The sequence below is a fragment of the Pseudoalteromonas sp. AOP31-A2-14 genome, from assembly GCF_052378035.1.
GTDB lineage: Bacteria > Pseudomonadota > Gammaproteobacteria > Enterobacterales > Alteromonadaceae > Pseudoalteromonas.
This window is the reverse complement of the sequence record NZ_JBQSXI010000002.1, coordinates 557,164-582,871: the sequence shown is the minus strand read 5'-3', so window position 1 is coordinate 582,871 and position 25,708 is coordinate 557,164. Positions and strand designations below refer to the sequence as shown.

Annotated in this window: 20 protein-coding genes and 3 pseudogenes; 16 read left to right on the top strand and 7 right to left on the bottom strand. The window is 40.4% G+C overall.

Annotated elements, in window-relative coordinates; translation table 11 throughout:
• Nucleotides 1-17: 17 nt before the first annotated feature.
• On the bottom strand, nt 18-1,085 hold the full coding sequence (locus ACT3S9_RS18485; protein ID WP_441836333.1) for a PepSY-associated TM helix domain-containing protein: 1,068 nt from the start codon (nt 1,083-1,085) through the stop codon (nt 18-20).
• A 253-nt stretch (nt 1,086-1,338) separates the two neighbouring features.
• Between ACT3S9_RS18485 and ACT3S9_RS18480 the strand changes: the two genes are divergently transcribed.
• The 11 genes and pseudogenes from ACT3S9_RS18480 to ACT3S9_RS18430 all read left to right on the top strand — a co-directional run bounded on the left by ACT3S9_RS18480 (nt 1,339) and on the right by ACT3S9_RS18430 (nt 13,265).
• Nucleotides 1,339-1,734: a hypothetical protein gene (locus tag ACT3S9_RS18480; protein WP_441836332.1), complete on the top strand. Its 396-nt coding sequence runs from the start codon at nt 1,339-1,341 to the stop codon at nt 1,732-1,734.
• A 57-nt stretch (nt 1,735-1,791) separates the two neighbouring features.
• Entirely contained in the window at nt 1,792-2,928 is a 1,137-nt protein-coding gene (locus ACT3S9_RS18475; protein ID WP_008466968.1) for an ISAs1 family transposase, read from the top strand.
• Nucleotides 2,929-2,930: 2 nt separating this feature from the next.
• Nucleotides 2,931-4,292, top strand: a complete 1,362-nt coding sequence (locus ACT3S9_RS18470) for a PAS domain S-box protein (RefSeq protein ID WP_444751144.1) — start codon at nt 2,931-2,933, stop codon at nt 4,290-4,292.
• 75 nt (nt 4,293-4,367) lie between these two features.
• Nucleotides 4,368-5,585, top strand: a complete 1,218-nt coding sequence (locus ACT3S9_RS18465; protein ID WP_301562640.1) for an IS4 family transposase — start codon at nt 4,368-4,370, stop codon at nt 5,583-5,585.
• A gap of 24 nt (nt 5,586-5,609) precedes the next feature.
• Nucleotides 5,610-8,678: pseudogene (locus ACT3S9_RS18460) on the top strand (response regulator); the annotation flags it as partial.
• Between the two features lie 17 nt (nt 8,679-8,695).
• Nucleotides 8,696-9,184, top strand: coding sequence for a GNAT family N-acetyltransferase (locus tag ACT3S9_RS18455; protein WP_441836107.1), 489 nt, complete (start codon nt 8,696-8,698; stop codon nt 9,182-9,184).
• Nucleotides 9,185-9,260: 76 nt separating this feature from the next.
• Complete coding sequence (locus tag ACT3S9_RS18450) at nt 9,261-9,764, top strand: hypothetical protein (protein WP_441836106.1); 504 nt, start codon at nt 9,261-9,263, stop codon at nt 9,762-9,764.
• Between the two features lie 26 nt (nt 9,765-9,790).
• Nucleotides 9,791-10,405, top strand: coding sequence for a superoxide dismutase (locus ACT3S9_RS18445; RefSeq protein ID WP_441836105.1), 615 nt, complete (start codon nt 9,791-9,793; stop codon nt 10,403-10,405).
• Nucleotides 10,406-10,485: 80 nt separating this feature from the next.
• Nucleotides 10,486-11,847: a DNA-3-methyladenine glycosylase 2 family protein gene (locus ACT3S9_RS18440; protein ID WP_441836104.1), complete on the top strand. Its 1,362-nt coding sequence runs from the start codon at nt 10,486-10,488 to the stop codon at nt 11,845-11,847.
• Nucleotides 11,829-12,317 carry a methylated-DNA--[protein]-cysteine S-methyltransferase gene (locus tag ACT3S9_RS18435; RefSeq protein ID WP_444751143.1) on the top strand — a complete coding sequence of 163 codons (489 nt, stop codon included), beginning with the start codon at nt 11,829-11,831 and terminating at the stop codon, nt 12,315-12,317. Before ACT3S9_RS18440 ends, ACT3S9_RS18435 begins: the two co-directional genes overlap by 19 nt.
• 363 nt (nt 12,318-12,680) lie before the next feature.
• Nucleotides 12,681-13,265: a thymidine kinase gene (locus tag ACT3S9_RS18430; RefSeq protein ID WP_441836102.1), complete on the top strand. Its 585-nt coding sequence runs from the start codon at nt 12,681-12,683 to the stop codon at nt 13,263-13,265.
• On the opposite strand, the gene ltaE is transcribed toward ACT3S9_RS18430, so the two are convergent.
• Nucleotides 13,248-14,255: a low-specificity L-threonine aldolase gene (ltaE, locus tag ACT3S9_RS18425; protein WP_441836101.1), complete on the bottom strand. Its 1,008-nt coding sequence runs from the start codon at nt 14,253-14,255 to the stop codon at nt 13,248-13,250. The genes ACT3S9_RS18430 and ltaE overlap by 18 nt on opposite strands.
• Before the next feature lie 33 nt (nt 14,256-14,288).
• Nucleotides 14,289-15,215, bottom strand: a complete 927-nt coding sequence (gene rlmF, locus ACT3S9_RS18420) for a 23S rRNA (adenine(1618)-N(6))-methyltransferase RlmF (protein ID WP_441836100.1) — start codon at nt 15,213-15,215, stop codon at nt 14,289-14,291.
• Between the two features lie 204 nt (nt 15,216-15,419).
• On the opposite strand from rlmF, the pseudogene ACT3S9_RS18415 reads away from it, so the two are divergent.
• Nucleotides 15,420-15,674, top strand: a pseudogene (locus tag ACT3S9_RS18415) (alpha/beta fold hydrolase); the annotation flags it as partial.
• A 15-nt stretch (nt 15,675-15,689) separates the two neighbouring features.
• Here the strand turns inward: ACT3S9_RS18415 and ACT3S9_RS18410 are convergent.
• Complete coding sequence (locus ACT3S9_RS18410; RefSeq protein WP_193039152.1) at nt 15,690-16,574, bottom strand: IS982 family transposase; 885 nt, start codon at nt 16,572-16,574, stop codon at nt 15,690-15,692.
• Between the two features lie 90 nt (nt 16,575-16,664).
• On the opposite strand from ACT3S9_RS18410, the pseudogene ACT3S9_RS18405 reads away from it, so the two are divergent.
• A pseudogene (locus tag ACT3S9_RS18405) lies at nt 16,665-17,324 on the top strand (alpha/beta fold hydrolase); the annotation flags it as partial.
• On the opposite strand, the gene ACT3S9_RS18400 reads toward ACT3S9_RS18405, so the two are convergent.
• Together ACT3S9_RS18400 and ACT3S9_RS18395 are read right to left on the bottom strand one after the other, a co-directional pair.
• Nucleotides 17,290-18,732, bottom strand: coding sequence for a sulfotransferase (locus ACT3S9_RS18400; protein WP_441835289.1), 1,443 nt, complete (start codon nt 18,730-18,732; stop codon nt 17,290-17,292). The pseudogene ACT3S9_RS18405 and the gene ACT3S9_RS18400 overlap by 35 nt on opposite strands.
• Nucleotides 18,733-18,849: 117 nt before the next feature.
• On the bottom strand, nt 18,850-21,435 hold the full coding sequence (locus ACT3S9_RS18395; RefSeq protein WP_441835288.1) for a TonB-dependent receptor plug domain-containing protein: 2,586 nt from the start codon (nt 21,433-21,435) through the stop codon (nt 18,850-18,852).
• Nucleotides 21,436-21,962: 527 nt separating this feature from the next.
• On the opposite strand from ACT3S9_RS18395, the gene ACT3S9_RS18390 reads away from it, so the two are divergent.
• Both ACT3S9_RS18390 and ACT3S9_RS18385 read left to right on the top strand, forming a co-directional pair.
• Nucleotides 21,963-22,376 carry a hypothetical protein gene (locus ACT3S9_RS18390; protein ID WP_441835287.1) on the top strand — a complete coding sequence of 138 codons (414 nt, stop codon included), beginning with the start codon at nt 21,963-21,965 and terminating at the stop codon, nt 22,374-22,376.
• Between the two features lie 109 nt (nt 22,377-22,485).
• A complete protein-coding gene (locus ACT3S9_RS18385; RefSeq protein ID WP_441835286.1) occupies nt 22,486-23,844 on the top strand; it encodes a leucyl aminopeptidase family protein in 1,359 nt (452 codons plus the stop codon).
• 214 nt (nt 23,845-24,058) lie between these two features.
• On the opposite strand, the gene ACT3S9_RS18380 is transcribed toward ACT3S9_RS18385, so the two are convergent.
• The gene (locus tag ACT3S9_RS18380; protein ID WP_441835285.1) at nt 24,059-25,132 is read right to left on the bottom strand and encodes a ketoacyl-ACP synthase III; all 1,074 of its coding nucleotides are present in this window, start codon (nt 25,130-25,132) and stop codon (nt 24,059-24,061) included.
• Between the two features lie 434 nt (nt 25,133-25,566).
• Between ACT3S9_RS18380 and ACT3S9_RS18375 the strand changes: the two genes are divergently transcribed.
• Complete coding sequence (locus tag ACT3S9_RS18375; RefSeq protein WP_441835284.1) at nt 25,567-25,701, top strand: hypothetical protein; 135 nt, start codon at nt 25,567-25,569, stop codon at nt 25,699-25,701.
• Nucleotides 25,702-25,708 lie beyond the last annotated feature (7 nt).

Genomic DNA, 25,708 nt, shown 5'->3' with positions numbered 1-25,708 from the left:
ACTCTATAAGCATTGTATTACCGATAATGTCTTTTATACCAAAAGTAAAAGCCACTTAGGGTAAAAAACACAGGCGTGAGCGCTATAAACAACCAGAGTATTTGCACCAGTGAGCCTGCAAAGTCTCCAATGTGGAGTTTATATTTAAAATCCCATGCTTTGCTTGTGAAATTAGCTTTAGATGCATCATAGCTTTGCAGCACGTCACCTGTGTATGGGTTTACCCATACCCAGCTATAAGCGTGGCTCTCACCTGGGTTTTTAATTCTCAGTGCGATTGGTTCAGTGGTTTTTTTGGCAAAATAAATACGATACAGTTCGCCATCAGGGAAAAAGGCAAGCGCATTGTTTAGTGCCAAAGTTAGCTGTTGTTGTGGGGCGCTGGGGAGTTCAACCACAGGTGCGCTGGGGCGGTTAGTAACTTTATCTTGGGTTACAAACTCAAGTACTGCCTTGGTTTCATCTTTCCAATGAAAGGCTATACCGGTAAAAGCAATGAGTATTAGCGGAATAAACAAGTACATACCAATAACTGTATGCAGTTGATACAGCAAAATACGTAATTTTGCTTTTGGCTTTATAACTAATCGTTTAAGTCTGTTTTTGGGCTTTATCCATAAATATACGCCTACAAGCAGGGTAATGATAAAAATAAGCGCACACGTTGATACCCAGTTTCGTAATGACTTTTCACCTTGTTCGTTTTCATAAAGCAGCCAGCGGTGTAGCGCCATTGTGAAACCGTAAACTGTCGAATAAAAATCATACTGGTGTAAAATATCACCCGTATAAGGATTTACACTCGCATACTGTGTGCTCGCTAGTTGTAACTGCCAAGCCAAATCACGTCGTTGTTCTGGCATGAGTCGTGTCACTTTTTCACCCGTTGTGGTTGCGACTGTGTTAACTAGTTTTTCGTAGCTAAGTGGCTGTTGTTGAGGCTCTACGAGCCATTGCTGGGGTTGGATAATGTATTGAATATCTTTAGCATAAATAAGTAACGCACCCGTTAAACTCAGACACACTATAAATAGCCCGCTTACTAATGCTAATACTAAATGGATCCGACGTAACCACAGCTTCAACAACACACGCACCTATAAATGGCTAATAGCAATAAAGATGTAATGTTACATGAGAACGCGAGCTGTTTGCAATTAAAATGCGATTAAATACAATAATTGTTTGCCTATAGGATTGGGTGGCGTTTTTAGCGTGCTAATTTTGGCAGCAAGACGCTAAACTAGTTAATAAACTCATAGGGCATAAACTTGCGTCTTGTGGTTTTTAATGCATTAATATAAGTAACCTATTTATTATAGTTATTTGATACTACTCATGGAAAACTCTGCTAGGCCAGGACTTTTTAATAGTGTCGGTCAATCAATTCGTAGTAAGTTAATCATCGCTTTTATTCTTATTGCGCTTGGACCTTTATGTCTTTTGTCTTGGTTCAGTTTTCAGTATGTTAATCGAAGCTTAGAGCAAAGTGCGCATGTTGAACTGCAAGAGTTAAGCAGCATTGCAAAGCAATTTGCTGACATCTGGTTTGATGATCATATTAAAGATCTAGCGCTGCTAAATGAGCAACTCAGTCACAGTATGTTAAACAGACAATTACTTACCGAGCACTTTGTTGCCAGCTATGAATTTGTTAAGCAAGTACATATTATCTCAGATCCACTTAATAAACCCATTCCATATAGTAACCACGGCAAGATCATTATAAATTGAACTTATAGAGCAAGTAGTGATCAGATCAAGGCATAATAATTACTTGGTCGCATAAATATGAGCACTACTTTTCTGAAACATTTTAATTCAATTACAGATCCTCGCATTGAACGTTGTAAAAAGCATGAACTTATCGATATTCTTCTCCTTGCTATTAGCGCTGTACTCTCTGGTGCAGAAGGATGGGAAGATATTGAAGACTTTGGGCACCTAAAGCTTGATTGGTTAAAAAAATACGGCACGTTCAACGCAGGAATTCCAAAACATGACACGATTGCTCGCGTCATGTGTCGGTTAAAAGCAAATGAAATAGAAAGGGCATTTCAATCTTGGATATCATCACTGATTGAAACTACAGGTGCAGATATCATCGCTATCGATGGCAAAACCGCACGGCGTTCATTTACCACAAAAGACAGAAAAAGTGCCTTACACACGGTCAGTGCATGGAGTTGCCAACACCAGTTAGTGCTTGGGCAGACGGCTGTTGATAATAAAACAAATGAAATCACCGCAATACCAGAATTACTCACCCTGCTCGATATTGAAAACAGTATCATTACGTTAGATGCGATGGGATGCCAACAAGAAATAGCAAAACAAATCATCCAACAAAAAGCAGATTATATTCTTGCACTTAAAGGTAATCATTCAGGCATGCAAAAGGAACTAGAAGCGTGGTGGCACAAGTGCGAGCGTGAAAGGTTAACTAAGCATAATTGTGATGAACATACCGAAATAAGCTCAGGACATGGGCGTGTTGAAACACGTACATGCCAGCAGTTACTTATAGATAAAAGCTGGCTAGGCAAGGATTATCGTTGGCCTGGCTTAACGAGTATTATTAAGGTCAGGGCTGAAGTTCATGATAAGTCGGCAGGGTCGGATACCACTGAAACACGCTGGTATATAAGTTCATTAGACTTAAATGCAGCGCAAGCACTCAATGCAGTACGCAGTCACTGGCAGGTTGAAAGCATGCATTGGATGCTTGATATGAACTTCAGAGAAGATGAATCGAGAATACGCAAACTTCAAGGGCCATTAATGTTTAATGTAATGCGAAAGATAGCCATGGCGCTTTTTAAACAAGATGCATCTAAGTCAGCAAGTATGGCGAGGAAAAAGAAAATGGCAGGGCTAGACGATGATTACCGCTCAACCCTGCTAGAGTCTGGGATTAAAATGCGCTAGCCGTGTATAGTAACCCGCAGTTTGGTAAAATTGGTAACGAGCAATTGATATCGATGTTAGCCAGCTTAGAGCAAGGTTCGTCTAGCGTGTTAAAATCCGTAAAGGTTCAACAGCAGTATCACCATGTGATGGCTTTGCCTATGCGGGATAAAAATGAGCACCTTACTGCGATTATATTAATGGAAATTAATTTGCAGGGGCTGTTAGAAAACCTAGCAACTATCCGCAATGCAAATAAAGAGCTGACTTTATATATTGTTAAAAATGGCTGGATAGAACACTCAGAAGTTAATTCAAAATCAACACATTTAGCTGACTTAAACATTATTTCCCCTGAAATAAACAAAGCATTTAGCTTTGATAAATCATCGGGTGAAACGCACTTCGGGATTTTAACTGATTTAAACTTTTCAGGCAGCGATGGCTGGCAATTATTAGTAGAAAAGCCTGCGAGCATCATGCTGCAAAGTGCAGCAAACTTTAAGCAATTAGCAGTATGGGCGAATGGACTGGCACTACTTGTAGTACTACTACTTTCTTGGTGGTTTGGCAGGCGCCTGTCACGGCCCTTAATTACACTCGCAAAGGCGGCTGAAGAAGTAACCCTCGGCACGCGAAATGACATTCCAACGCTCAATGATAGTAGTGAGTTACATCGTTTATCGCTTGATTTAGGAAATTTAGTCGCAGTTAAAACTCAACAACAAAACCACCTAACATCGCAAAGCGAAGCGTTAAAACACGCCCTTAAAGAACTAGCAGAACAAAAAAGTGCCCTTGATGAACACTCAATTGTGGCCATTACTGATATTAAAGGCACCATCACTTTTGTTAACAGTAAGTTTTGTGAAATAAGTGGCTACACTGAGCAAGAGTTAGTTGGGAATAACCATCGTTTACTTAATTCAGGAATGCATCCTAAAAGCTTTTTTAAAGATATGTATAAAACTTTAAAAGCGGGCAATGTATGGAATGCGCAAATATGCAATAAAGCAAAAAATGGAGCTTTCTATTGGGTTGATACAACGGTTGCCCCGTTTTTAGACGAGCAAGGCCGCCCACAAAGTTATATTGCCATTCGTACAGATATTACCACCTTAAAGCGACAAGAGCTTGAGTTAGCCCATCATAAAACGCAATTACAGCTCGTACTTGATAGCACGGCTGTGGGCGTATGGGATTGGTATGTTGATACCCAAAAAGTGCATTTTAATAACCGTTGGGCAGAAATTATTGGGTATACACTCGAGGAGCTAGAACCGACTGATTTAAACACTTGGCTTGATAATGCTCATCCTGATGATTTAGCTGAATCAACGCGCCTTTTAAATAAACATTTTGCCCTAAAGTATCCCCAAAATTAGCCTTTATATATCAATGAACTAATAGTGTTAAAAAATATGGGTAGTGAGGGAACATTCATGGTGTTTTGTGATCTTATGAATCGCTTAAAAACAACAGAACTAAACACCATGAATGCGTCTACTATTTTGCACAATATGCTCCGCGCTGTCACCCCTAACTCTATTCATAAAGCCAGATTTAATACTCTAGTCGCTGCCGTTAAATCTCTTTTGCACTGTCAGCAATGCACCTTGACATCTATTGGTCGCAATTTGGATTCAAAAACAACTGAAAAACATGATATTAAACGTATTGATCGACTACTCAATAACCACGAGCTTTTGCGTGAGTCGACATCGGTTTATGTTCGCTTAAGCCGTTTTGTGGTCACTGAAAAGCATCCCGTCATTTTGGTTGATTGGAGTCATGCAGATACACAAACCAAATACTGTATTCTGCGTGCCAGCATTGCCAGTGAAGGTCGTTCTTTGACCCTGTATCAGGAAAGTGCATTCAGTTTTCAGTATCATTGCCCAAAAGTTCAAAAACGGTTCTTAAAGATGCTCAAACTGATTTTGCCGGGTGACTGCCGGCCCGTCATTGTGACGGATGCGGGCTTTAAAGTTCCTTGGCTCAAAGCCGTGCGAAACAATGGCTGGCATTATATTAGCCGTGTTCGAGGTACGGCACATTTGAAAACGCAGGGCAGCGATGAGTTTGTTCCATGCCAGTCACTATTCAAGAGCAATCAACGTAAGAGCCAGTATCTTGGCGCGACCGAGTTGACCAAAAGTGCAAAATATCAAACTCATGCAGTGCTGGTTGGCAAGGGACATAAGTTATTAAAAAGAGATAAAAAACGTGGTTATAAGGAGCCTTGGCTACTCGTTTCTTCACTTCCAAAGAGGCACCACTTTCTCGAAAAAGTACTCAAATTATATGGTATGAGAATGCAGATAGAAGCAGGATTTCGAGATCAAAAAAGTGTTAGGTTCGGCTTAGGCTCAGATCTGCACAGGACAAACAAACTCTATCGATTAGACATACTGTTGCTGCTTGCCACACTGGCTCATTGGTTCTCAATGATGCTGGGGGCAGTGATAGACAAAGCAGGAAAGACAGGCGCTTTTCAAGCTAATTCAACCAAAAAAAGACGAGTAGTGTCATGGGCATTTGTTGGGCTGCGATACTTCAAAAAACAGTCCATTAAACTGCGACGGCGAGATTATTTGGCAGGACTAGCCTATTTCGTACAGGTGGTAGTGCAACTCGATTGGAAAAATATGGATGTGAGTGATGTAATTGAAACTTAATGATTATTTCTGGGGATCCCTTAGCATTTTGCCGGTGAAAGTGACTATTATGTCGGCGAAGCACGCATGAAGCACAAAAACGGCCACTGGGTTTGGGTACTTGATACCGGCCGAGTTGTGGAATGGAATAGTGATGGCTCGCCAAAACGGATGATTGGCACACATTTAGATATCACTGAGCGCAAAGAAATCGAGTCACAATTACAACAAAACCGTGATCGTTTTGCTTCTTTAGTGGGGAATATTCCCGGCATTGTATATCGCTGTCAACCGGATAAACAATGGACCATGCTTTACATGAGTGAACAAACAAAGTCCATAACAGGTTATCACCCTGAGGATTTAGTTAATAATCACAAACTAAGTTTTGCTGAAATTATTCACCCTGATGACGTACAACAAGTTGAAACCGCAATTTTTGAAAAGGTAAATCAACATTTGCCTTGGTCAATTGAGTATCGACTAATAGCGCATGATGAAAGTATTCATTGGGTGCACGAAAAAGGCCAAGCTGTGTATGATGCGCTAGGTGATATTAGTTATCTGGATGGTTTTATATTAGACATAACAGAGCGGTATAACACCCAAACTCAGCTTTATCGTCAACAGAGTTTACTTGAATCAATGAGTAAGCAAGGAAAAATTGGCGCATGGGAAGTGGATTTAACGCTACAAACTATTTATTGGTCAGATGAAGTTAAAGCAATTCATGATGTTGAGAATAACTACGAACCGGTGCTTAGTGAAGCCCTCGATTTTTATAAACAAGGTGAAAACCGCGATAAAATTATTGAACTGTTTGATTTGGCAGTAAGTGAGGGGAAGGCATGGGAAGCAGAGCTTGTTATTGTAACTGCAAAAGGGAAAGAGTTATGGGTTAAATCGATGGGCCAAGCTGACTTTCAAGATGGTAAGTGCGTACGCATTTATGGCTCTTTTCAGGACATAAATGATTATAAAGCAATGCAACTTGAGCGTGAAAAAGCCAGTCGTTATAACAAGCATTTGGCTAGTTTAACGGTTTCTCCTGAAGTGCTTTCGGGGGATTTTGAGCAAGTAAAAGATATTATTGCGCAATCGATGACTGAGTTGTTAGGTGTTGATCGTGCATCAGTATGGATTTTTGATGCAGCAGCGCAAGAAATGCATTGCTATAGCTTATACGTTAAAGAGCAAGGCTACATTAAGCAACCAGTAGTGCTTAAAATTGTTGATTATCCAAATTACTATCGTTATATGTTTGAGCAAGGCGTTATTGCGGCGGTTGATGTTAATAAGCATCCCGCTATATATGAGATGATTGAAGGCTATACAAAACCCCTTGGTATAACCTCAATGTTGGATGCAGTTATATCAACAGGTGAAGGGATTTTAGGGGTACTTTGTGCTGAGCAAGTCGGCACTCATCGGGTTTGGAGTCAACAAGAAGAAACCTATTTACGCTCTTTGGCAACATTAGTTGGTAGTGTGATTATAGCCCAGCGCCGTAAAAAAACCGCAGAAGAGTTAAAATTTGCGCTGATAAAATCTAACGATGCAGCAACGGCAAAAAGTCAGTTTTTAGCTACTATGAGTCATGAGATACGTACTCCGATGAATGGCGTGCTTGGCATGCTTGAGTTGATCCAACTAGAGCCGCTGAGTAAACCTGTTGAAACCAAAGTGGGTATTGCAAAAAATAGCGCCCATTCATTATTGTCAGTTATTAACGATATTCTTGACTTTTCAAAGATTGAAGCCGGTAAAATTGAGCTGGAAACTATTAACTTTAATGCTCGTGACTTAATTGGTGAAATTGCTGAATCACAAGCGTTAAAAGCACAAGAGAAGGATTTAGAAATAATTCTCGACCTTGTAGCTATTAATCCATCAGAGCTTAAAGGTGATCCTGGGCGAATTCGTCAAGTGCTAACTAATTTACTCAGTAATGCAGTTAAGTTTACAGCTCACGGCGATATTATTATTAGTGCAAATATGAGTGAGACTGCTGATAACTTTCTACTTTCATTAAAAGTAAAAGATTCTGGCATCGGCATAGATAAAACCAAGCAAAGCCAATTGTTTAGCCCTTTTTCGCAAGTTGATGCGTCTACAACCCGCGAGTACGGAGGCTCAGGTTTAGGGTTAGCCATTTCTAAGCAGCTATGTGAAATTATGGGGGGAACAGTCACACTTCAAAGTGAAGTGGGCGTTGGTAGTGAGTTTACAGCCACCTTTATGCTCGAAGCAGGAAGTGAGCAAGAGCGTAGTATTCCTAAGGCCGATATGAGTAAACTAACGGTGTTGGTGGTTGATGATAATGAAACGAATCGTATTGTGATTAGTCAACAATTACAACATTGGGGGGCAAAAGTTGAGCTTGCCTGTGATGGCTATACAGCTATTAGTTTATGTAATGCACGAGTTGCGGCGGGGCAGCCGCTTTATGATATTGCGGTGCTAGATATGCAAATGCCACAAATGGATGGCATAACTTTATGTAGAAAACTTAAAAGTAACCCGCAGCTACATGCAATGCCTTTAGTTATGATGACCAGTATCGCTGGCATGGAAGGCGCGCAGCGATATAGCGATGCAGGTTTTCAAGCTTACTTTGCAAAACCAATAACGACAGCCGATCTTATTTCAGCTTTAGCTGTTATTACAGCTAAAAGTGAGAAAGATGAACTGCCCCTTGTTACATCAAGTTATATCTCGTCACTGCGTTCGAATAATAAAAATAAAAAACTATTGTTAGTGGAAGATAACCCGATAAATCAGCAGGTTTCAACGCTTATGTTAGCTAAATTGGACTACCAAGTGACGCTTGCAGAAAATGGTCAGCGAGCAATTGAAATATTAAAAGAAAGTGAAAAGGGTGAGTTTTATTTAGTCTTGATGGATTGTCAAATGCCTATTATGGATGGTTTTGATGCGACCCGTGCAATTCGTCAAGGTCGAGCGGGCGCTGAACATCAAGATATTACTATTATTGCATTAACGGCCAATGCAATGGATGAAGATAAAGAGCAGTGTTTAGCGGCTGGTATGAACGATTACCTATCTAAACCTATTCAACTACAAATACTTAAAGATAAATTAGAACAATATTAGGATAAAACCAAGACATTATGACTCATAACACCTTAACCATAAGAGATGCATGCCCATCGGACGCTGCTACTATTTTGCATTTTATTACCGAACTTGCGATTTATGAAAAACAGCCCGATGCTGTTAAAACTAACGAACAAGCCATTTTAAAAACCCTCTTTAGTGAAGGGGCAACCGCTCATAGTTTGCTTTGTTTAGAAGGTGACAAGCCTGTTGGTTTTGCAGTTTACTTTTATAACTATTCCACTTGGCTGGGTAAAAATGGGCTGTACTTAGAAGATTTATATGTTAGCCCAGACAGCCGTGGTAAAGGGGCGGGTAAAGCAATTATGACTCACCTTGCGCAGCAAGCAATAGCTAAAGACTGCGGTCGTTTTGAATGGGTGGTACTTGATTGGAACCAGACTGCTATCGATTTTTACAACAGTATGGGCGCTGAACCACAAGATGAGTGGATTATCTATCGGTTAACCGGGCAGGCATTGGTAGATTTATCCAAAAGGTAGTATAAATAAAAATCATTTTCATTTAAGTTGTATGGAGTGTAAGTTTAATACTCTCATTTTCAGTGCAGGTGGTTTGATGATGTCTACTCAAGTAAAAGAATTCATGCCTATAATGGTTGAGCAGGCATTAAGCCCGTGGCAATCTAATATCATAGCGGGTAACTATGCATTCGAGCGCGGTGCGTTACTTGAAGCGCGTGATAAGTACACTACGGCATATACTCATGCTGCCCATTTACTAAATCAATTTAGGCAAACAAAAGCCAGCCAATCTACACTCAAAGCAATTGAGTATTGCTGTCCGGCACTAGTTGTCGCAGCTCATAACTTAGCTGATACTTACCGAGCAATGAGGCAAGCAGATCATGCTTGCCAGTGGTTATGTGATATCCATGTCACATTTAGCCAGCTTCTTCTGCATCCTAGTAATAATGTGCGAGCCGTGGTGATCCACCATCATCATAGAACCTATTCTGAATTGGTGCAGTTTGCGAAATTACATAACCATAATCCAAAACTGATAGAACAGATTAACCATACATTGAGTTATACCCCTGACTGCAGTGCAACTTTACACTGAGAATCCAATAGCTAGAAGGAGCAACTATGGCTTTTACCTTACCTGCGTTATCGTATGAATACGATGCGCTGGAACCACACATTGATACTAAAACGATGCAAATTCATCATACTCTACATCACCAAACGTATGTTAATAAAGCAAATGCAGCTTTAAAGAATACGGAGTATGAAAATACCGATGTGCATGAATTACTTGCCAATATTGCATCATTGCCAGAGGCGCTACAAAAAGCAGTGCAAGAACACGGCGGAGGACATGCGAACCATTCATTATTTTGGACGATTATGGGTCCAGAGGGAGGTTGTCAACCAAAAGGCGTTCTGCTTAGTGCAATTACTGAACAGCTCGGTGGTTTTGAATCTTTTAAAGATGCTTTTACGGCCGCCGCCTTAAGCCGCTTTGGTAGTGGGTGGGCATGGCTGAGTGTGACTAAAGATAATAAGTTAGTGGTTGAAAGCAGTTTAAATCAAGATAGTCCATTAATGCACGGGAATACCCCTATTCTTGGGTTGGATGTGTGGGAGCATGCTTATTATTTAAAGTACCAAAATCGTCGCCCAGAATATATAGCGGCTTTTTATAATGTTATAAACTGGGATGAAGTTGAGCGTCGATATTTACAGGTACTCACTGAATAATTGTTGAGTGCCGAATATGGCTAGTAAAATAACTTTTTTCACGTAATCTTATGCATAGTTATTCTAATTATGAGTAAGTTATGGATATTAGTCTTTGGCAACACGCCCGCCAAAGCAGGGATTATCGCTTTGATGGGCTGTTCTTTGTTGGAGTAAAAAGTACCGGTATTTATTGCCGGCCCATTTGCCCTGCGGTCACAGCCAAAGAGCACAATGTAACCTATTATCAATATGCACATAGTGCAGCCCAAGCAGGGTTTAGGCCTTGTATTCGTTGTCGTCCAGATAGTGCGCCGGGAAGTAGCGCCTGGCAAGGTGTTAAAACGACCGCTCTTCGTGCAAAGCAACTTATAGACAGCAATTTAACCGAGCCGCAAAGTGCTTCGCAGTTAGCGCAGCGCCTTGGTATTAGTAGTCGTTATTTACGCCGCTTGTTTAGTCAGCATTTTGGAATTTCAGTTACCCAGTATCGGCTATTTTCGCAGTGCCATTTTGCTAAAAAACTATTACAAGAAACAACGTTACCGATATCGCAAATTGCTTTTTCATCAGGTTTCAAAAGTATCCGCCGCTTTAACGATGCCTTTTTACAGCAACTTCATATTTGCCCAACTAAAATGCGTTTGATGCATAAAAGTGACACTTCAACATTAACGCTTAAACTGCCTTTTAGGCCGCCATATAACTGGCATGCACTACATCAGTTTTTAGCGCGTAGGCTTATTTCTCCTATGGAATGGTTAACGGAAAGTAGCTACGGTCGCAGCTTTAATAATGATTACTGCAAAGGGCAGTTTACCGCGACATTTATTGAAGATAAGCATCACTTTTTAGTTTCCATTAATATTGATGACCCACTTTTTTTACAGCCTATTTTAGTACAAATACGACGAGTACTTGATTTAGATGCAGATACCAACTTAATAGAGCAACACTTAGAACAGTCTACGCAAAAAGCTATTATATTAACTAAAGGTTTGCGCCTACCGGGGATTTGGTCAAGTTTTGAAGCGGGGGTTCGTGCTGTTCTTGGTCAGCAAGTCAGCGTCACTGCGGCACATAACCTAGTGGGGCAATTAGTTAACGAATTAGGAGAATGCGATAAAGGACGGGTCTATTTTCCCACTCCACAAATTATTGCTAAGAACGAGCTTACCTTTTTTAAAATGCCCCAAGCGCGTAAAAATGCACTACGAAACCTGTCCCAATATGTTATGGACAACCCAGGTTGCGAGCAGCTTGATAACTGGCTTGAACTAAAAGGCATTGGCCCTTGGACGGTAAATTATGCAAAGCTTCGCGGGCAAAGTCAGCCAGATATATTACTTGCAGGCGACTTGGGGGTGAAAAAAGCACAAATGCAGGCAGCCCAGTTCAACAGTGATAGCTGCAGGCCTTTTCGTTCATACTTAACATTTCAATTATGGCAGCAATTATTATGAAGGTACTACAAACCCAGCTCTCAAGTCCGATTGGTAATATTATTATTCAAGCGAACGATGAAGGTATTAGTTATGTCGGTTTTTATCCACCGAAAAACTATCCAGAATTTCCATTAACACAGATTAAAAATAAGCATGTTCTTACCTGTGTTAAGCAATTAAGTGAGTATTTTGTAGGTACACGGCAAGTATTTTCTATAACTTTAGCAACCCAAGGTACACCATTTCAACACGCTGTATGGCAAGCATTATTAAGTGTTCCTTTTGGGATCACTAAAACTTATGGTGATATTGCTACGTCCTTAAGTAACCCTAAAGCAGTGCGTGCCGTTGGGGCCGCCAATGGCAAAAATCCAATTAGTATTATTGTGCCATGCCATCGTATTATTGGTGCTGATGGCAAGCTAACTGGATATGCCGGAGGTTTAGAGCGCAAACACTGGTTACTTGAGCATGAAGGGATCATCTAAAAGTTTTGGTGGTGCCTAAAAAATTTATTTTTAAGTCTACACTTTACAGTCCCGCACTTAAGGATTGAGGCTAAATTAAAAAAATAAAAGCGTTAGTCAAACGGGCGCCGAGCAGTGATATTCGTTACTTGGTGTAATTTGCTATCTACAGTAGTCATTGCTAAGCCAACAAGTTTGGAAAACTTTAAGTAAGTAAGATAATGCTAAATTGCATGCTGAACACCTTAATAAAATGAATCAAGTAGCCAGTATTGGTGGTTATTAAGGTACACTCTCAAGGAAGGATATTTATTGCGGGTAAAAGGGTGATGTTCAATCAAGATTGAGGTAGCATTAGCGCACTTTTTCAGGGTAGGCACTTTCATGGCTCAGCTGTATTTTTATTATTCTGCGATGAATGCAGGAAAATCAACCACTTTGTTGCAATCTGCATTTAATTACCGCGAACGCGGCATGGAACCTATTATATTAACTGCTGCTATCGACGATAGATCTGGTATAGGTACGGTTTCATCGCGAATTGGCTTGCAGGCTCAAGCGCATATTTTCGATGCCGACAAAGATGTATTTGAGCTTGTTAAGACGCTAAATCAGGAGCAAAAGCGACATTGTGTACTCGTTGATGAATGTCAGTTTTTGTCCAAAAAACAAGTAATGCAATTAACCGATGTGGTGGATGAACTGCGTATTCCGGTATTATGCTATGGCTTGCGTAATGACTTTAGAGGCGAACTGTTTAGCGGCTCACACTACTTATTAGCTTGGGCTGATAAGCTGATTGAGCTTAAAACAGTGTGTCATTGCGGTCGTAAAGCCAACCATGTACTGCGTACAGATGAGCTAGGCAATGCTATTTCCGATGGTAATCAAGTTGAGATTGGCGGCAATGATCGCTATGTGTCAGTTTGCCGCAAACATTATAAAGCCGCGTTAAACCTCTGTCGCTAATGCTTTTATAAAGCTATTTATGTCTTCTTTAGTAATATCTAAATGGGTTACTAAACGAAGTGGTTTGTCCGGTGAAAGCAGTATGTTTTGTTTTATTAAATTGTTACAAATAGTTTTTAAATCAATGCATTGATCTACATCCGCGAACACAATATTGGTTTCTACGCGAGCTAGGTCAACATTAAACCCCGCTATGGTATTTAACTGACTTGCAAGGTACGAGGCGTTGCGATGATCATCGTTTAAGCGGCTTACATTATGTTCCAGCGCAAATTGTCCTGCAGCGGCTAACATGCCGGCTTGGCGCATACCGCCACCAAGCACTTTACGCCAACGCCGGGCTTTATTTATAAGTGCTTCACTACCAAGTAACACAGAGCCAACCGGTGCACCAAGCCCTTTTGATAAGCAGATCGAAACAGAGTCAAAGCAATTAGTGATTTGAGTTATATCAACCTTTAACTTTACTGCTGCGTTATATGCACGTGCGCCGTCAAGGTGCAGTGCTAACTGATGTTCATCAACAAACTTTCGTGCTGCTTTTAAATAGCTCAGAGGAAGCACTTGGCCGCCAATAGTATTTTCAAGGCTTAGCAGTTTAGTTTTAGCAAAGTGGAAGTCATCTGATTTAATCGCTGCTTTTACTTTTTCTAAGCACAGCGTGCCGTCAGTTTCGTTTTCAATTGGCTGAGGCTGAATTGAACCAAGCACCGCCGCTCCACCGCCTTCAAACTTATAGTTGTGGGCGCGTTGCCCACAAATATACTCATCGCCTCGTTCGCAATGAGCCATTAAAGCAAGTAAGTTAGCTTGTGTGCCGGAACTGCAAAATAATGCAGCCGCAAAACCGTGTCGCTTGGCTGCAAACTGTTCTAGGGCATTAACACTTGTATCGTCGCCGTAAACATCGTCTCCAACAGGGGCACTAAACATAATATTACGCATTTGTGTTGAAGGTTGAGTAACAGTATCCGAGCGAAAATCAATCATTATTACCTCTTATTCAAATCTCTTATAAATTTATCATACAAAATCTTGGCTAATTTCCTGACGAGTGGCTTCATCAAAGTAACTCCAGGCAATAAAGCGACTCACTTTAACGCCTTGCGCCATTTCAATCACTTTTACTGTTGCCACAGGGAGCTTTTTGAGTGCTACTCGTAGTGCATTAATAGTTTCTTTTTTTGATACTAACGAGGTAAACCAGATGCATTGCTCAGAAAATTGCTCGCTTTGCTCAATCATATTAGTAATAAACTGTTGCTCACCACCTTCGCACCAAAGCTCATTATGTTGGCCACCAAAATTAAGTGTTGATTTTGGCTTAACACCCAGCTTGTGCCATTTTCTTTCGCTACTCTGTGTTGCTGCTGCTGCACTGGCGTGAAAAGGCGGGTTACATAAAGTTAGATGAAATAAGTCTTTATCGTTAATTATACCCGTGAAAATATGTTCAGGATTTTTTTGCTGCCTGATGGTTATTTTACGTTGGTTAAGTTGCGCTAGCTGTTTTGCCATTTTGATAGATACGGGGTCTATATCAGAGCCAGCAAATTGCCACTGGTATTCAAAGCTTCCAGTGAGCGGATAAACTAAGTTTGCACCAGTGCCAATATCGAGTACTTTTATCTGTTTACCGGTAGGGATAACGCCATTGTTATCATCAGCTAACAGATCGGCTAAGTAGTGAATGTAGTCAACACGCCCTGGAATAGGTGGGCATAAATAGCCTTCAGGGATATCCCAAAAATCAACATTATAGTAGCTTTTTAGCAGTGCTTGATTAAGCATTTTAACTGCTTTGGCATCACTAAAATCAATACTAGTATCGCCTGCTTTATTAACGAGTAACCACTTCGCTAGCTCGGGAAGCTGTTTAACTAAATAAGAAAAATCATAGCCATTTAAATGGCGATTTCGAGGATGCATTGCAGGCGCTGATGAGGTCATTGACGTAACACTGAAAAATAAAAAACAATGATAGCAAAAAATAGTCGTTGGTATGTAGGGTTCTTTTCCAATAAAGTTAAATGAATCTACCGTGCGTAGGTAGTTTCTTGCTTATTATCAATTTTACTTATGCAAAATAAAGCGTATGTAAAAATAGCCCAACACTGGTAGGATGAGATTGATCTGACAATAATAAGGTGGTTTATGACTGTTTCTCAGCAATCTGTATTTATCAGGCTCGATGAAGGGCAAACGTTACATTTACGACGGATAGTTGGTGATAACACAAGTGGCCCTGCGGTACTTTTTTTACATGGTGCGGTGGAAAACGGGAAAATATTCTACACCGAGAGTAATAAAGGCTTAGCCCCATTTTTAGCTGAGCACGGTTATATTTGCTACGTGGCGGACTTACGTGGCCGCGGGCAGAGTAAACCCGCTATTTCAAAACATACTAAATAACCTGAGATCTGTTTAAGCGATAACTAATGCATTGAGCTCTACGTCAGTTAAATTAAGGTGTGGCTTATTTTCTTTTAAGCAATAAGCCACCAATCCAGCCACTAAATTCAACATAAAACCGTTCATACTCCGATGTCTCGAATGTTCAATGAAGGATATGTTCTTGAGTTGGTCATTAATTGTCTCGATTATAAAGCGCTTTGAAAGCATCGCTCTATCCCATAGTGACATCGCTTTTGCCTTCATATTTTTGCGAACAGTCGTAATAAGCTTTACACCTTTATCAAGTAAGTCCGTTTCTAAAGCTTTACTTAAATATCCTTTGTCACCATACAGTTTATCTGTCAGGCAGCTCGCTAATTCACGCACTGGCTGCGTATCATGCACATTACCTGTTGTCACTTTTGCAGCAACAATCTCACCATGATGATTAACAATTAAATGCAGTTTGAAGCCATAAAACCAACCCATCGTTCCTTTGCCTCGCTGGGCTATTCCATCAAAGGTTTTATGCCTAGGAATACGAATATTATGGCACACCTTGATACATGTAGAGTCAATGAATTCAACACCTGTGGGTTTACCTTTAAGTGAAGTAAAATAGGCACACATCGGCACAAGTACCCTCGGCATAACGGCTAAAAATCGCGTGTAACTGAGCAAGTTAGGAAATTCACTTTTGTACATAAGTGAAACATAGCCAAGATAGTAATTTTTAAAATCACGGTGATGCGACATATGGAAACTAATGACAATAGTCATAATTTCACTGGTCGTCATACGTCCTGCTCGCTGACGTTTTTGGGTACCATCTTCGAGTAATTGTTTTTCCCATTGAGGTATAAATACTTTGCAAAAATCATCGACATCGCAAAACAATTCAACTAATTTAATCATGCCTGTTCCTTGTCTATCCAATCGTTCTTGGTCGAAAGATCGGATCTCGGAACAGGCATTTAGTTCAATTTCTTAAACGAGATTCAGGTTAAATACGGGCAAACAGAATCGATAGTTGAAGATATACCTGCTTTCATTAACAAGATTACCGAGTTGGAAAATAGGCCTGCTAAGTACTGGGTTGCTCATTCGTGGGGCGGTGTGTTGATGAATAGCGCGTTCGCGCGTTTTCCACAGTATATTGATGATGTTAATGCGTGTGTTTACTTTGGTAGCAAACGTTCTTTGTATAACCACCATCCTAAAAAGTACCTGCAAGGCAATCTCATTTGGTACATGCTTGCACCGCTGTTAGCTAAAAAATATGGGTTTCTACCGGCAAAGAAGCTTAAGTGGGGCAGTGATGATGAAAGTATAAAGTCGCATTTTCAAAGTATGCAATGGGCTAAACGAAAACCTTGGGTGGATAGCGATGATGGTTTTAATTACACCAAAGCACTTAGTCAACTTACGTTACCGCCCACTTTACATATTGCCGGTGTGCGCGATAAAGCCTTAGCGCAGCCTATTGATATTGAAAAGTTTATGAATGAATCAGGGCAAGGTATACAAACCATGAATATTTATGGTCGAAAACAAGGCCATAAATTTGATTACGACCACATAAATATGCTGACCCATCCAAAAGCAAGGGATGACCAATTTATAGATTTGCTTAATTGGTTTGAGACTCATTCAGCAATGAATTAATGGTTGCTCCAAAGCGCTTCCATTTATCTACCGCTTTATTATTAATAGGCTCACGTACAGCTGCTTTACTTAATGTGCTAACCCCTTTTTTTGAATTATAAAAATTGAGCATTTCAGCATTGTACTCAGCCCCTAAGAACGTAAGTAGCTTGGTTAGTTCATCTTTTGGGGCGTCTACCAGCTGCTCATACTGTAGTGTGAAAATGCTTTTATCTAGATGCGTACGCCAGTGCGCCATCAGCATTTGTGCTAAGTCGTAATAATATTTAAATTCACTTATTGAGCAAAAATAAGGCTCATTTTCAGCAAAATAATTACTATATACTGACCAAGCGATGGCCTTGAATTCGCGATCCATATAAATAAATTTTGCATCAGGAAATAATACGTAAATTAACCCTAGAGTTTGATAATTAGCGGGTAGCTTATTAATCATATAAGGGCGAATAGTGGTTGGTTTTGTTAGTTGCTGTATATAAATATCTCGGGCTTTTTTGATCAGCGGTTGCGTTAATTTTGCCAAGCATGCAGGGTATGGTATTTGTGTTTGTTGCTCTATAAATGCCACTACCTTACTGCTAATACTGTTATCTTCTCCAAGGCTGGCAAAATCATCGTGGTTTAACAGCATTTGTTCGATGAGGGTGGAACCACTACGCGGCATACCGATAATAAAAACGGGGGTAATTGTTTCTTTAATGCGAGGGGTTGCTTGGTTTAAAAAGTCGCTACCGTTAGTATCAATAATTTTCTGATAAAAAGGAGCAAGTTCTGCAGTATTTAATTGGCTGAGTTGTAGCTGTAATTTATTGGCCAGTTTATAATAATTTTCCGCTTGGTCAATATCGTTAAGTTGGTCATAGCTTTTTGCTAAGGCGTAATAGCAAACCATTTTTAAATGTAAGTTATTAGTTTGGGTTAATAGGTGGTGCAAGTCGCTTATGTAGTTATGTTCTTTATCAAATCGACCAAGCTGTACAAGTTCAAATAAAAGGTACGCAGTGACCGGGTATAATCCCAAGGTAAGCGCATGCGAAAAAGTGGCTTGGGCTTTGTCTAACTCACCATATGTTAAATAATGTTGAGCTAAATAGTAATGAGGCTCGGGATTATGTTTGGCAAGGCTTTTGGCATATTTTAAAACAGTTAATGCATCCGTGGGGGAGTCAACACCATTAAACGCATCCGCTAAGGCATATAGTGGCTCCAGCATTTGCGGGAGTCGTTCACAAGCTCGTTGAAGTAAATAAACCGCAGCATCAAAGCGCTCCACCCTAAGTGCTATCCGCCCTAAACCAAATAGTGCTTCACCACTTTGTGGATTGGCATCAAGTAAGGCTTTAAAATTGAACTCTGCTTCTTTTAGTTTGTTATCAGCAAGCAGTTGATTGGCTTTTTTTAGTAGCATACGTCACTGTATTTTATTATTTTAATTACTTTTACTATAAAACGAAAAAAGCGAAATGTGAAAGTGTTACTTTCTACATTTCGCTTAGTTTTCGAATTTACGATTGTTTAAAGTTATTTAAAACGAGTAGGTTGCTTTTACGTAGTAGAAACCACCGTTAATACCATAAGGTGAAGTTTCGTAGTATTTACCACCGAAGCTGTCGCTTGGGATGCCTGCTGAATCTTCAAAATCAAGTGGTTCTGCATCTTGATCCAGTAGATTTTGTGCACCAACAGAAAAGCTAATTGAATCGTTTAAGAAATATGTCACTTCTGCGTCTAATGTTACAGCAGCATCAGCCATTTTAGCCGTATCATCAAAATCAACGTGCACACCTTGATATTCGCCAAAGTAGTTTAAGCGGGTAAATGCAGAAAAGCTATCCCATTGTTGTGCCCAACTCAGCGTACCACGATGATTAGGTAAGTCATTTTCTAAACGACTTACTTTAAACGGGCCGGTAATATCGGTTGAGCGAGTAACTTCGGTTTCATTCCAGTTATAAGCAAAGCTAAAGGTTGAGCTACCACCGAGTAAATCGGTTGCGTAGTTAGCTACAAAATCAACACCTTGAGTGGTGGTATCAAAATCATTAGTAAAAAAGCTTACTTGCGCTAAGTTTTGTACATTGGATACACCTGAGTCTTCAAGGGTGTCTTTATCATCTTGGCTTAGTGTAATTTTTTCTGATTGACTAATACGATCATCAACCTGAATATTATAATAATCAAGAGTTAAGAATATATCGCCAAGCGTATATACAGCACCAAAGGTATAGCTTTGTGATTCTTCTGGTTCAAGCTCTGTGCCACCTAGTTGGATCGCAATTGGGTTAGTAGGTGGTAATAGTGCTGAATCAACCAAAATACCACTACTTAAGTTAGTTTGTACGTTACTTACATTAGCTTGGCCAACAGTTGGTGCACGGAAACCCGTACTAATTGAGCCGCGTACATTTAGGTCTTCAGTTAAATAGTATTGACCCATAAGCTTGTAGTTAACAGTTGAACCAAATGTATCGTAATCTTCATAGCGAAGTGCAAGGCCCATTAAGAAGTCTTCAGTAAAGGGCGCTTCAATATCGACATAGGCCGCGTAGTTACGACGAGTATATTCACCAGCATCTGACGGTTTAAAGCCAGGGAAGCCGTTTGAGCCAATGCTAAAACCTTGATCTGTTAATGGCCCGGCTATAAATGCTGATTCATCACCTGAGGTTACAGTAAACGTTTCTTCATGCCATTCAAGACCACCGGCTACGTTTACTTCATAAGCGAGACCAAAGTCATAGGCTTTACTTAGGTCAAAGTTAAAGTTTTTCTCAAGTTGTGAGTATTTACCTGGGCTAAAGTCACGAGGGCTTTCAGGCCCAAGTGATGAATTTAAAGTGTCATAAATGAAATAGCGTGATTCATTAAGCCCAACGGTACCGCTTAAGTCGTAGTAAACGCCTTCCAGGAAGCCACCGGTGAATTCACCTTTAGTTCCCATAGTAAGTGATGTATCAGTAATGTTACCACCAAAGTTAGGAGTAAAGCCGCCTGGTAGAGTCTCATTAAATGCAAAGCAATCTGGATTATTAGCAACTTGGTTAATATAATCGGGGTTTTCTAAAACGTTGTCACCAATAGCAATATTGGTCGGGCAGTTGCCACTCATATCACCAGTTAAATCACCAACTAACAGTGTCTCGCCGCCATCATTTGAATATACACCTGGGCGAGTGTGCGGATTACGGTAATAGAAACCACCGCGAACGTCTCGCTCTGAGTAGTTACCAAACATATAAAACTCAGAGTCATCAGTTAATGCTAAACCGACATTACCAAAAATTGAGATGTCGTCATCAACATCAGGTGCGCCCCATACTTGAGCAATGGGTGCAATATCTGGAACACCTGCGGTTTCAAGTGCTGCAGCGTCTGAGCGCTGTACTGAGCGACTTGTTGCATCTGCTGTTTTGTATTGAAAGCTTAAGTTAGCAAAGCCGTTATCTGTAAAAGGTAAACCGATGTTACCTGAAATCTGTGTAGTATCGCCGTCGCCCTCGTAGTATTCACCTTGACGTACTTCTAATGTACCGCCCTCGGAGGCGTCTTTAAGTACAAAGTTCATAACACCCGCAATCGCGTCAGAGCCATATTGTGCGGCTGCACCATCACGCAGAACTTCAACTTGCTTAAGGGCGATACTTGGAATAACCGAGATATCAGCACCTTGTGCACCATCATTAATCCCGCCACCTAAAAAGGCAATAACCGATGCACGGTGACGGCGCTTGCCATTTAAAAGCACTAATGTATTGTCTGATGGTAAACCACGCAAATTTGCAGGGCGCACAAGAGAGGCCGCATCACTAATGGGCATTTGGTGCACATTTAAAGATGGAATAGCACCTTTTAATAGTTCTAGCATATCGGTGTTGCCCGATTTAGCCAGCTCCTCGCCGCCTATGATATCAATAGGTACGGGTGAATCCCCAATTGAGCGAGGTGCAGAGCGCGTACCAACAACGGCTATTTTTTCTACATTTTTGTTAACTGTTGTGGTTTCGCTTTCTTCGTCTGCTGCAAATACTGAGCCTGACATAAATAAGCCGGCGGTGGTGCTTGCCAACGCAAATTTAATTGCTTGGTTGAGCTTGTTGCTTTGTAGTTTCATTCTGACTTTCCCCAGTTAGAATTAATATATTTTTGCTTGTATATGACGCGACAACTGATGTAAAAGGTTGTCACGTTAATCTTTTACATCAGCTTGTTAAAATAATATGCAAATTGTTAATGAGCGGTGTTTTTTTTGAAATTAATATAGAGGAAAATCAAATTTGCTAGTACACAACTGATGACTAGCGTTTTTTTATAAGAGAACATTAAATAAAATAAAAGTCAGGCTATTTAGATGTTTAAGAAGAGAATATTTTAGTTAAAAAAATTTAAATTGGATGGTTATATGAGCTTAATACGAGCATATTAGATATATACTCAAGCGACTTATATAAATTTACTTTAACTCATTTATTGGTCGGTATGATAATTACTAATGCTGCAAATTTTCGCGGGTTTGTCTCATATATATGGGCAGCAATTTCATTCGCGCATAGAGATTAAATTTTAGCGGGCAGAGTAAGTATATTGAGGATAAGGTAAATTCTGCTTTGTGAACCTAGATGGCTGTGTGAAAATAGTATTATGCGATTATATAAAGTGATACATAGAGCGCCTTTTCGGGTTGCAAAGATCAGTAGCAAGCGCCAACAATTGCGCTTTAAGCGTGCTATGGTCGCATTAAAAATCGCCCTTGCTCAAGAGAAGAAAGAAACCCGAGAAATGCTGTCAATTTATCGCCGCTATACGCAAGGCACTTCATCTAAGCAAGAGTTACAGATTGCGAATGAACAATTTGTTGATATTTTAAAAGGCTTAGGTCTGGGTGTCTTTGCCGTTTTACCGTTTGCACCAGTAACCATTCCTTTAGTTGTAAAATTGGGTAAATGGGTAGGGGTGGATGTATTACCCAGTTCGTTCAATATTAATAAACCACTTAAAGAAATTGACCGTCAAGTTGCAGAGGAAGATAAAAAAGACAACTCCTCAGATCAGTAAACTATAATCTAAACTATCTTAAGCAGGACCTAAACAAAGCCAAACTATACCTTTTAGTAATGGTTATTGTTATGCTAGTGACTCATTCTACTTTAATAAGAGTCATTTAATGAGTGCATTGATCTGTAATACATCTGCTGGAATTCCATTATCTTTTATCGTTAAGAGTGAGCAAGCTCAGTGGCAAGCGCAGCAGAGTGATTTTTTACGAAACTGGCTGGACAATACTGATTTTAAAACGTCAGGTTTATCATTAGTTGCGAACTCTCAAACTGGAGAGCTTGAACACGTATACTGTTTAGTTAATAGTTTGGACGATTTTTGGTTAGCAGGCGATTTAGCCACAAAACTACCTGCTGGGTGTTATCAAGTTCAAGAGTGCGAGCAGCAGCTTGAACAAATCGCGCTGGGCTTTATGCTCGGTGGTTATGAATTCAGTGAATATAAAGCAACAGTTGCTGGTAAAGCACAGCTTGCAATTAGTGATAAAACCTTATTTAACAAGCTAACGCAGCAAGCGAATGCGATTAACCTAGTTCGTGACTTAGTTAATACGCCGGCAGCTGACATGATGCCTCAACATTTATCGCAAGTCATGAGTGACTTAGCAGACACGTTTGATGGTGAGTTTAGTGAATGGGTTGGCGATGAGCTGTTAGAGCAAAATTACCCTACGATTCATATGGTCGGTCGTGCCAGTGAAAATAAGCCACGTTTACTCGATTTACGTTGGGGCGCACCAGATGCTCCGCAAATAACTTTAGTGGGTAAAGGTGTTTGTTTTGACTCAGGTGGTCTTGATTTAAAACCAAGTTCTGGCATGCGTAATATGAAAAAAGACATGGGCGGCGCGGCGCACGTGATTGGTTTAGCACAGCTCATTATGGCTGCTAATTTACCTATTCGCCTGCGAGTACTCGTTCCTGCGGTTGAAAACGCGGTTTCACGCAACGCATTTCGTCCAGGGGATGTGATAAAAACTCGTAAAGGCATTATGGTCGAAATAGACAATACCGATGCTGAAGGGCGTTTAGTATTGTGTGATGCACTAAGCGAAGCACAAAACGATGATCCACAACTTATTATTGATTTTGCGACGCTCACTGGAGCTTGCCGTGTGGCATTAGGAACTGAACTACCTGGGTTTTTCTCAACCGACCGTAATGTGGCTAATGGTATTTTTGATGCAGGTAATCAAGTAAGCGACCCTGTATGGCAGTTACCGTTATTTGAGCAATATAAAAACTTATTAAAAAGTGATGTGGCTGATATGGCAAACTGTGCAAGCACCCCTTTAGGCGGTGCAATTACTGCAGCACTTTACTTAAAAGAGTTTGTCGAGCCAACAACACCATGGGTACATTTTGATGTTATGGCTTGGAATACGCGTGCTTTACCTGGGCGCCCTGTTGGTGGTGAAGCGCTAGGTATTCGAGCGGTATTTGACTATTTACAAAATCGTTTTTAATTAACGGCTTTAGTTTTAAGCCCAAGTTATTTAAAAAGGCTTTATGAATATGTAGTAAATCATCGGGAGCGGCGAAAAAACGTTTCCCGATGATTTTATCTTCTTATATTCTGATTTATTCCACCTTCAGCCATTTACTTTATAAGTGCGCTTTAGGAGATAAATAACCAGTAATAGTATTGCTATTGTTATATAAATAAGTAATAAAAGGTGCTTAACCTGTACCTTTACACGCCGCCACAGCTGGTGCAACAAGCTCAAGGCCCGTTTTATCACAAGGCGGTAAGACGGCATCACTTGTATTAATAGGAGTAATACGCTCCCCCCATTTAATATAGCTGGCAGCCCATGTTAAACCTGCACCAAATGCAGCTGACATAATGTTCGCATGGGGCTTTATTAAGCCTTGCTCTACGGCTTCACAAAGTGCAATAGCGATAGTGGCCGCTGAGGTATTACCATAATCAGCAATATTAACCATCACTTTTTCATCTGGCACTTTTAAGCGTTGTTGAATCGCTTGAATAATACGTAAGTTAGCTTGATGAGGAACTAGTACATCGATTTCATCTAAACTTAAATTTGCTTGTTTTAGTACATCATCAGAGGCTTCGCTCATACCTTTAACGGCTCGTTTAAATATCTCACGACCCTCAAATAATAAATCAGAGGGCCCTGCTGGTGCGTATTTGTCGATATCACTGCCAAAGTTAGTAATATGCAGAATATCACGTTCTTCGCTATCACAGCCCGTTTTAGTCGCCAATAAACCCGCTGGTGTATCTGCGGCTTCAAGTACCACAGCGCCACCGCCATCACCAAATAAAACGGCGCTGTCGCGGCGGTCCCAATTGATATACCAAGTCATTCTTTCTGCTGCAATAACAACTGCTTTTTTTATCATGCCTGCGTTAATTTGTGCGGTGGCTGCTTGTAGTGCGTATAAAAAACCAGAGCACGCAGCGTTAGTATCCATTGCAGCCGCGCCTGTTGCGCCGATATTTTTTTGCACCAGTGATGCGGTATTTGCCACCATGGTCGAAGGTGAACAAGTAGCAAGCAATACTAAGTCTATGTCTTTGCCCTCAATACCCGCACAAGCTAGCGCGTGTTTTGCAGCGACTGTGGCAAGTTCTGCGGTACTTACATGGCTAACTCTTCGAGCTTTGATCCCTGTGCGAGAGGTGATCCATTCGTCATTAGTGTCTACTAACTGGCTGATCTCATCGTTGGTAATACGAGCTGGTGGAATGCATTTACCCCAACCTGTTATGTGTGCGTATGACATAGTGTGTTCTCTTTAAAGTGGTCTGACATCTGTCGCTAATATGTTGAGTTATACCAAAAATAGCCAACAAAAACTAGTTTGTAGAAACGCTTACATCGTAATTAATGGTAATTACCTGCAAGTTGTTTAGTCAATGGTAGTAGATAAAAGGGCTGAGCATGAAGCTTAATGTAATTATAATCGTATTATTAATTGGCATATTACGCGCAGCTCAATTAGCTAAGGCCGATCAAACTTGAGTTATTTCTGTCGGTAAGTTGCTTACGGGTAAATACTTAACTTTTAAAAAAAACAACAGACAATTATATCTACAATCTATACTAGATGCGGGGTTACTTAAGTGCGTGATCTTGGCTTTTGCTACAGCATGAGATGATATTGCGTTTGGCACTGATTCTGGGGCACCTCCGCATGGTTTAAATGCAGATGAATTTTTGTTTCTAAGAAAATATGGTAAAAGTACTAACCAAGCAGATATTATCAGCGTTAATGGCTTCTCACTTGGTAATATCAACGAACTAAAAAATGTGCCGTTTGTAATGAAAACAGGGCAAGTCTATAAGCGTTAAACCCGGA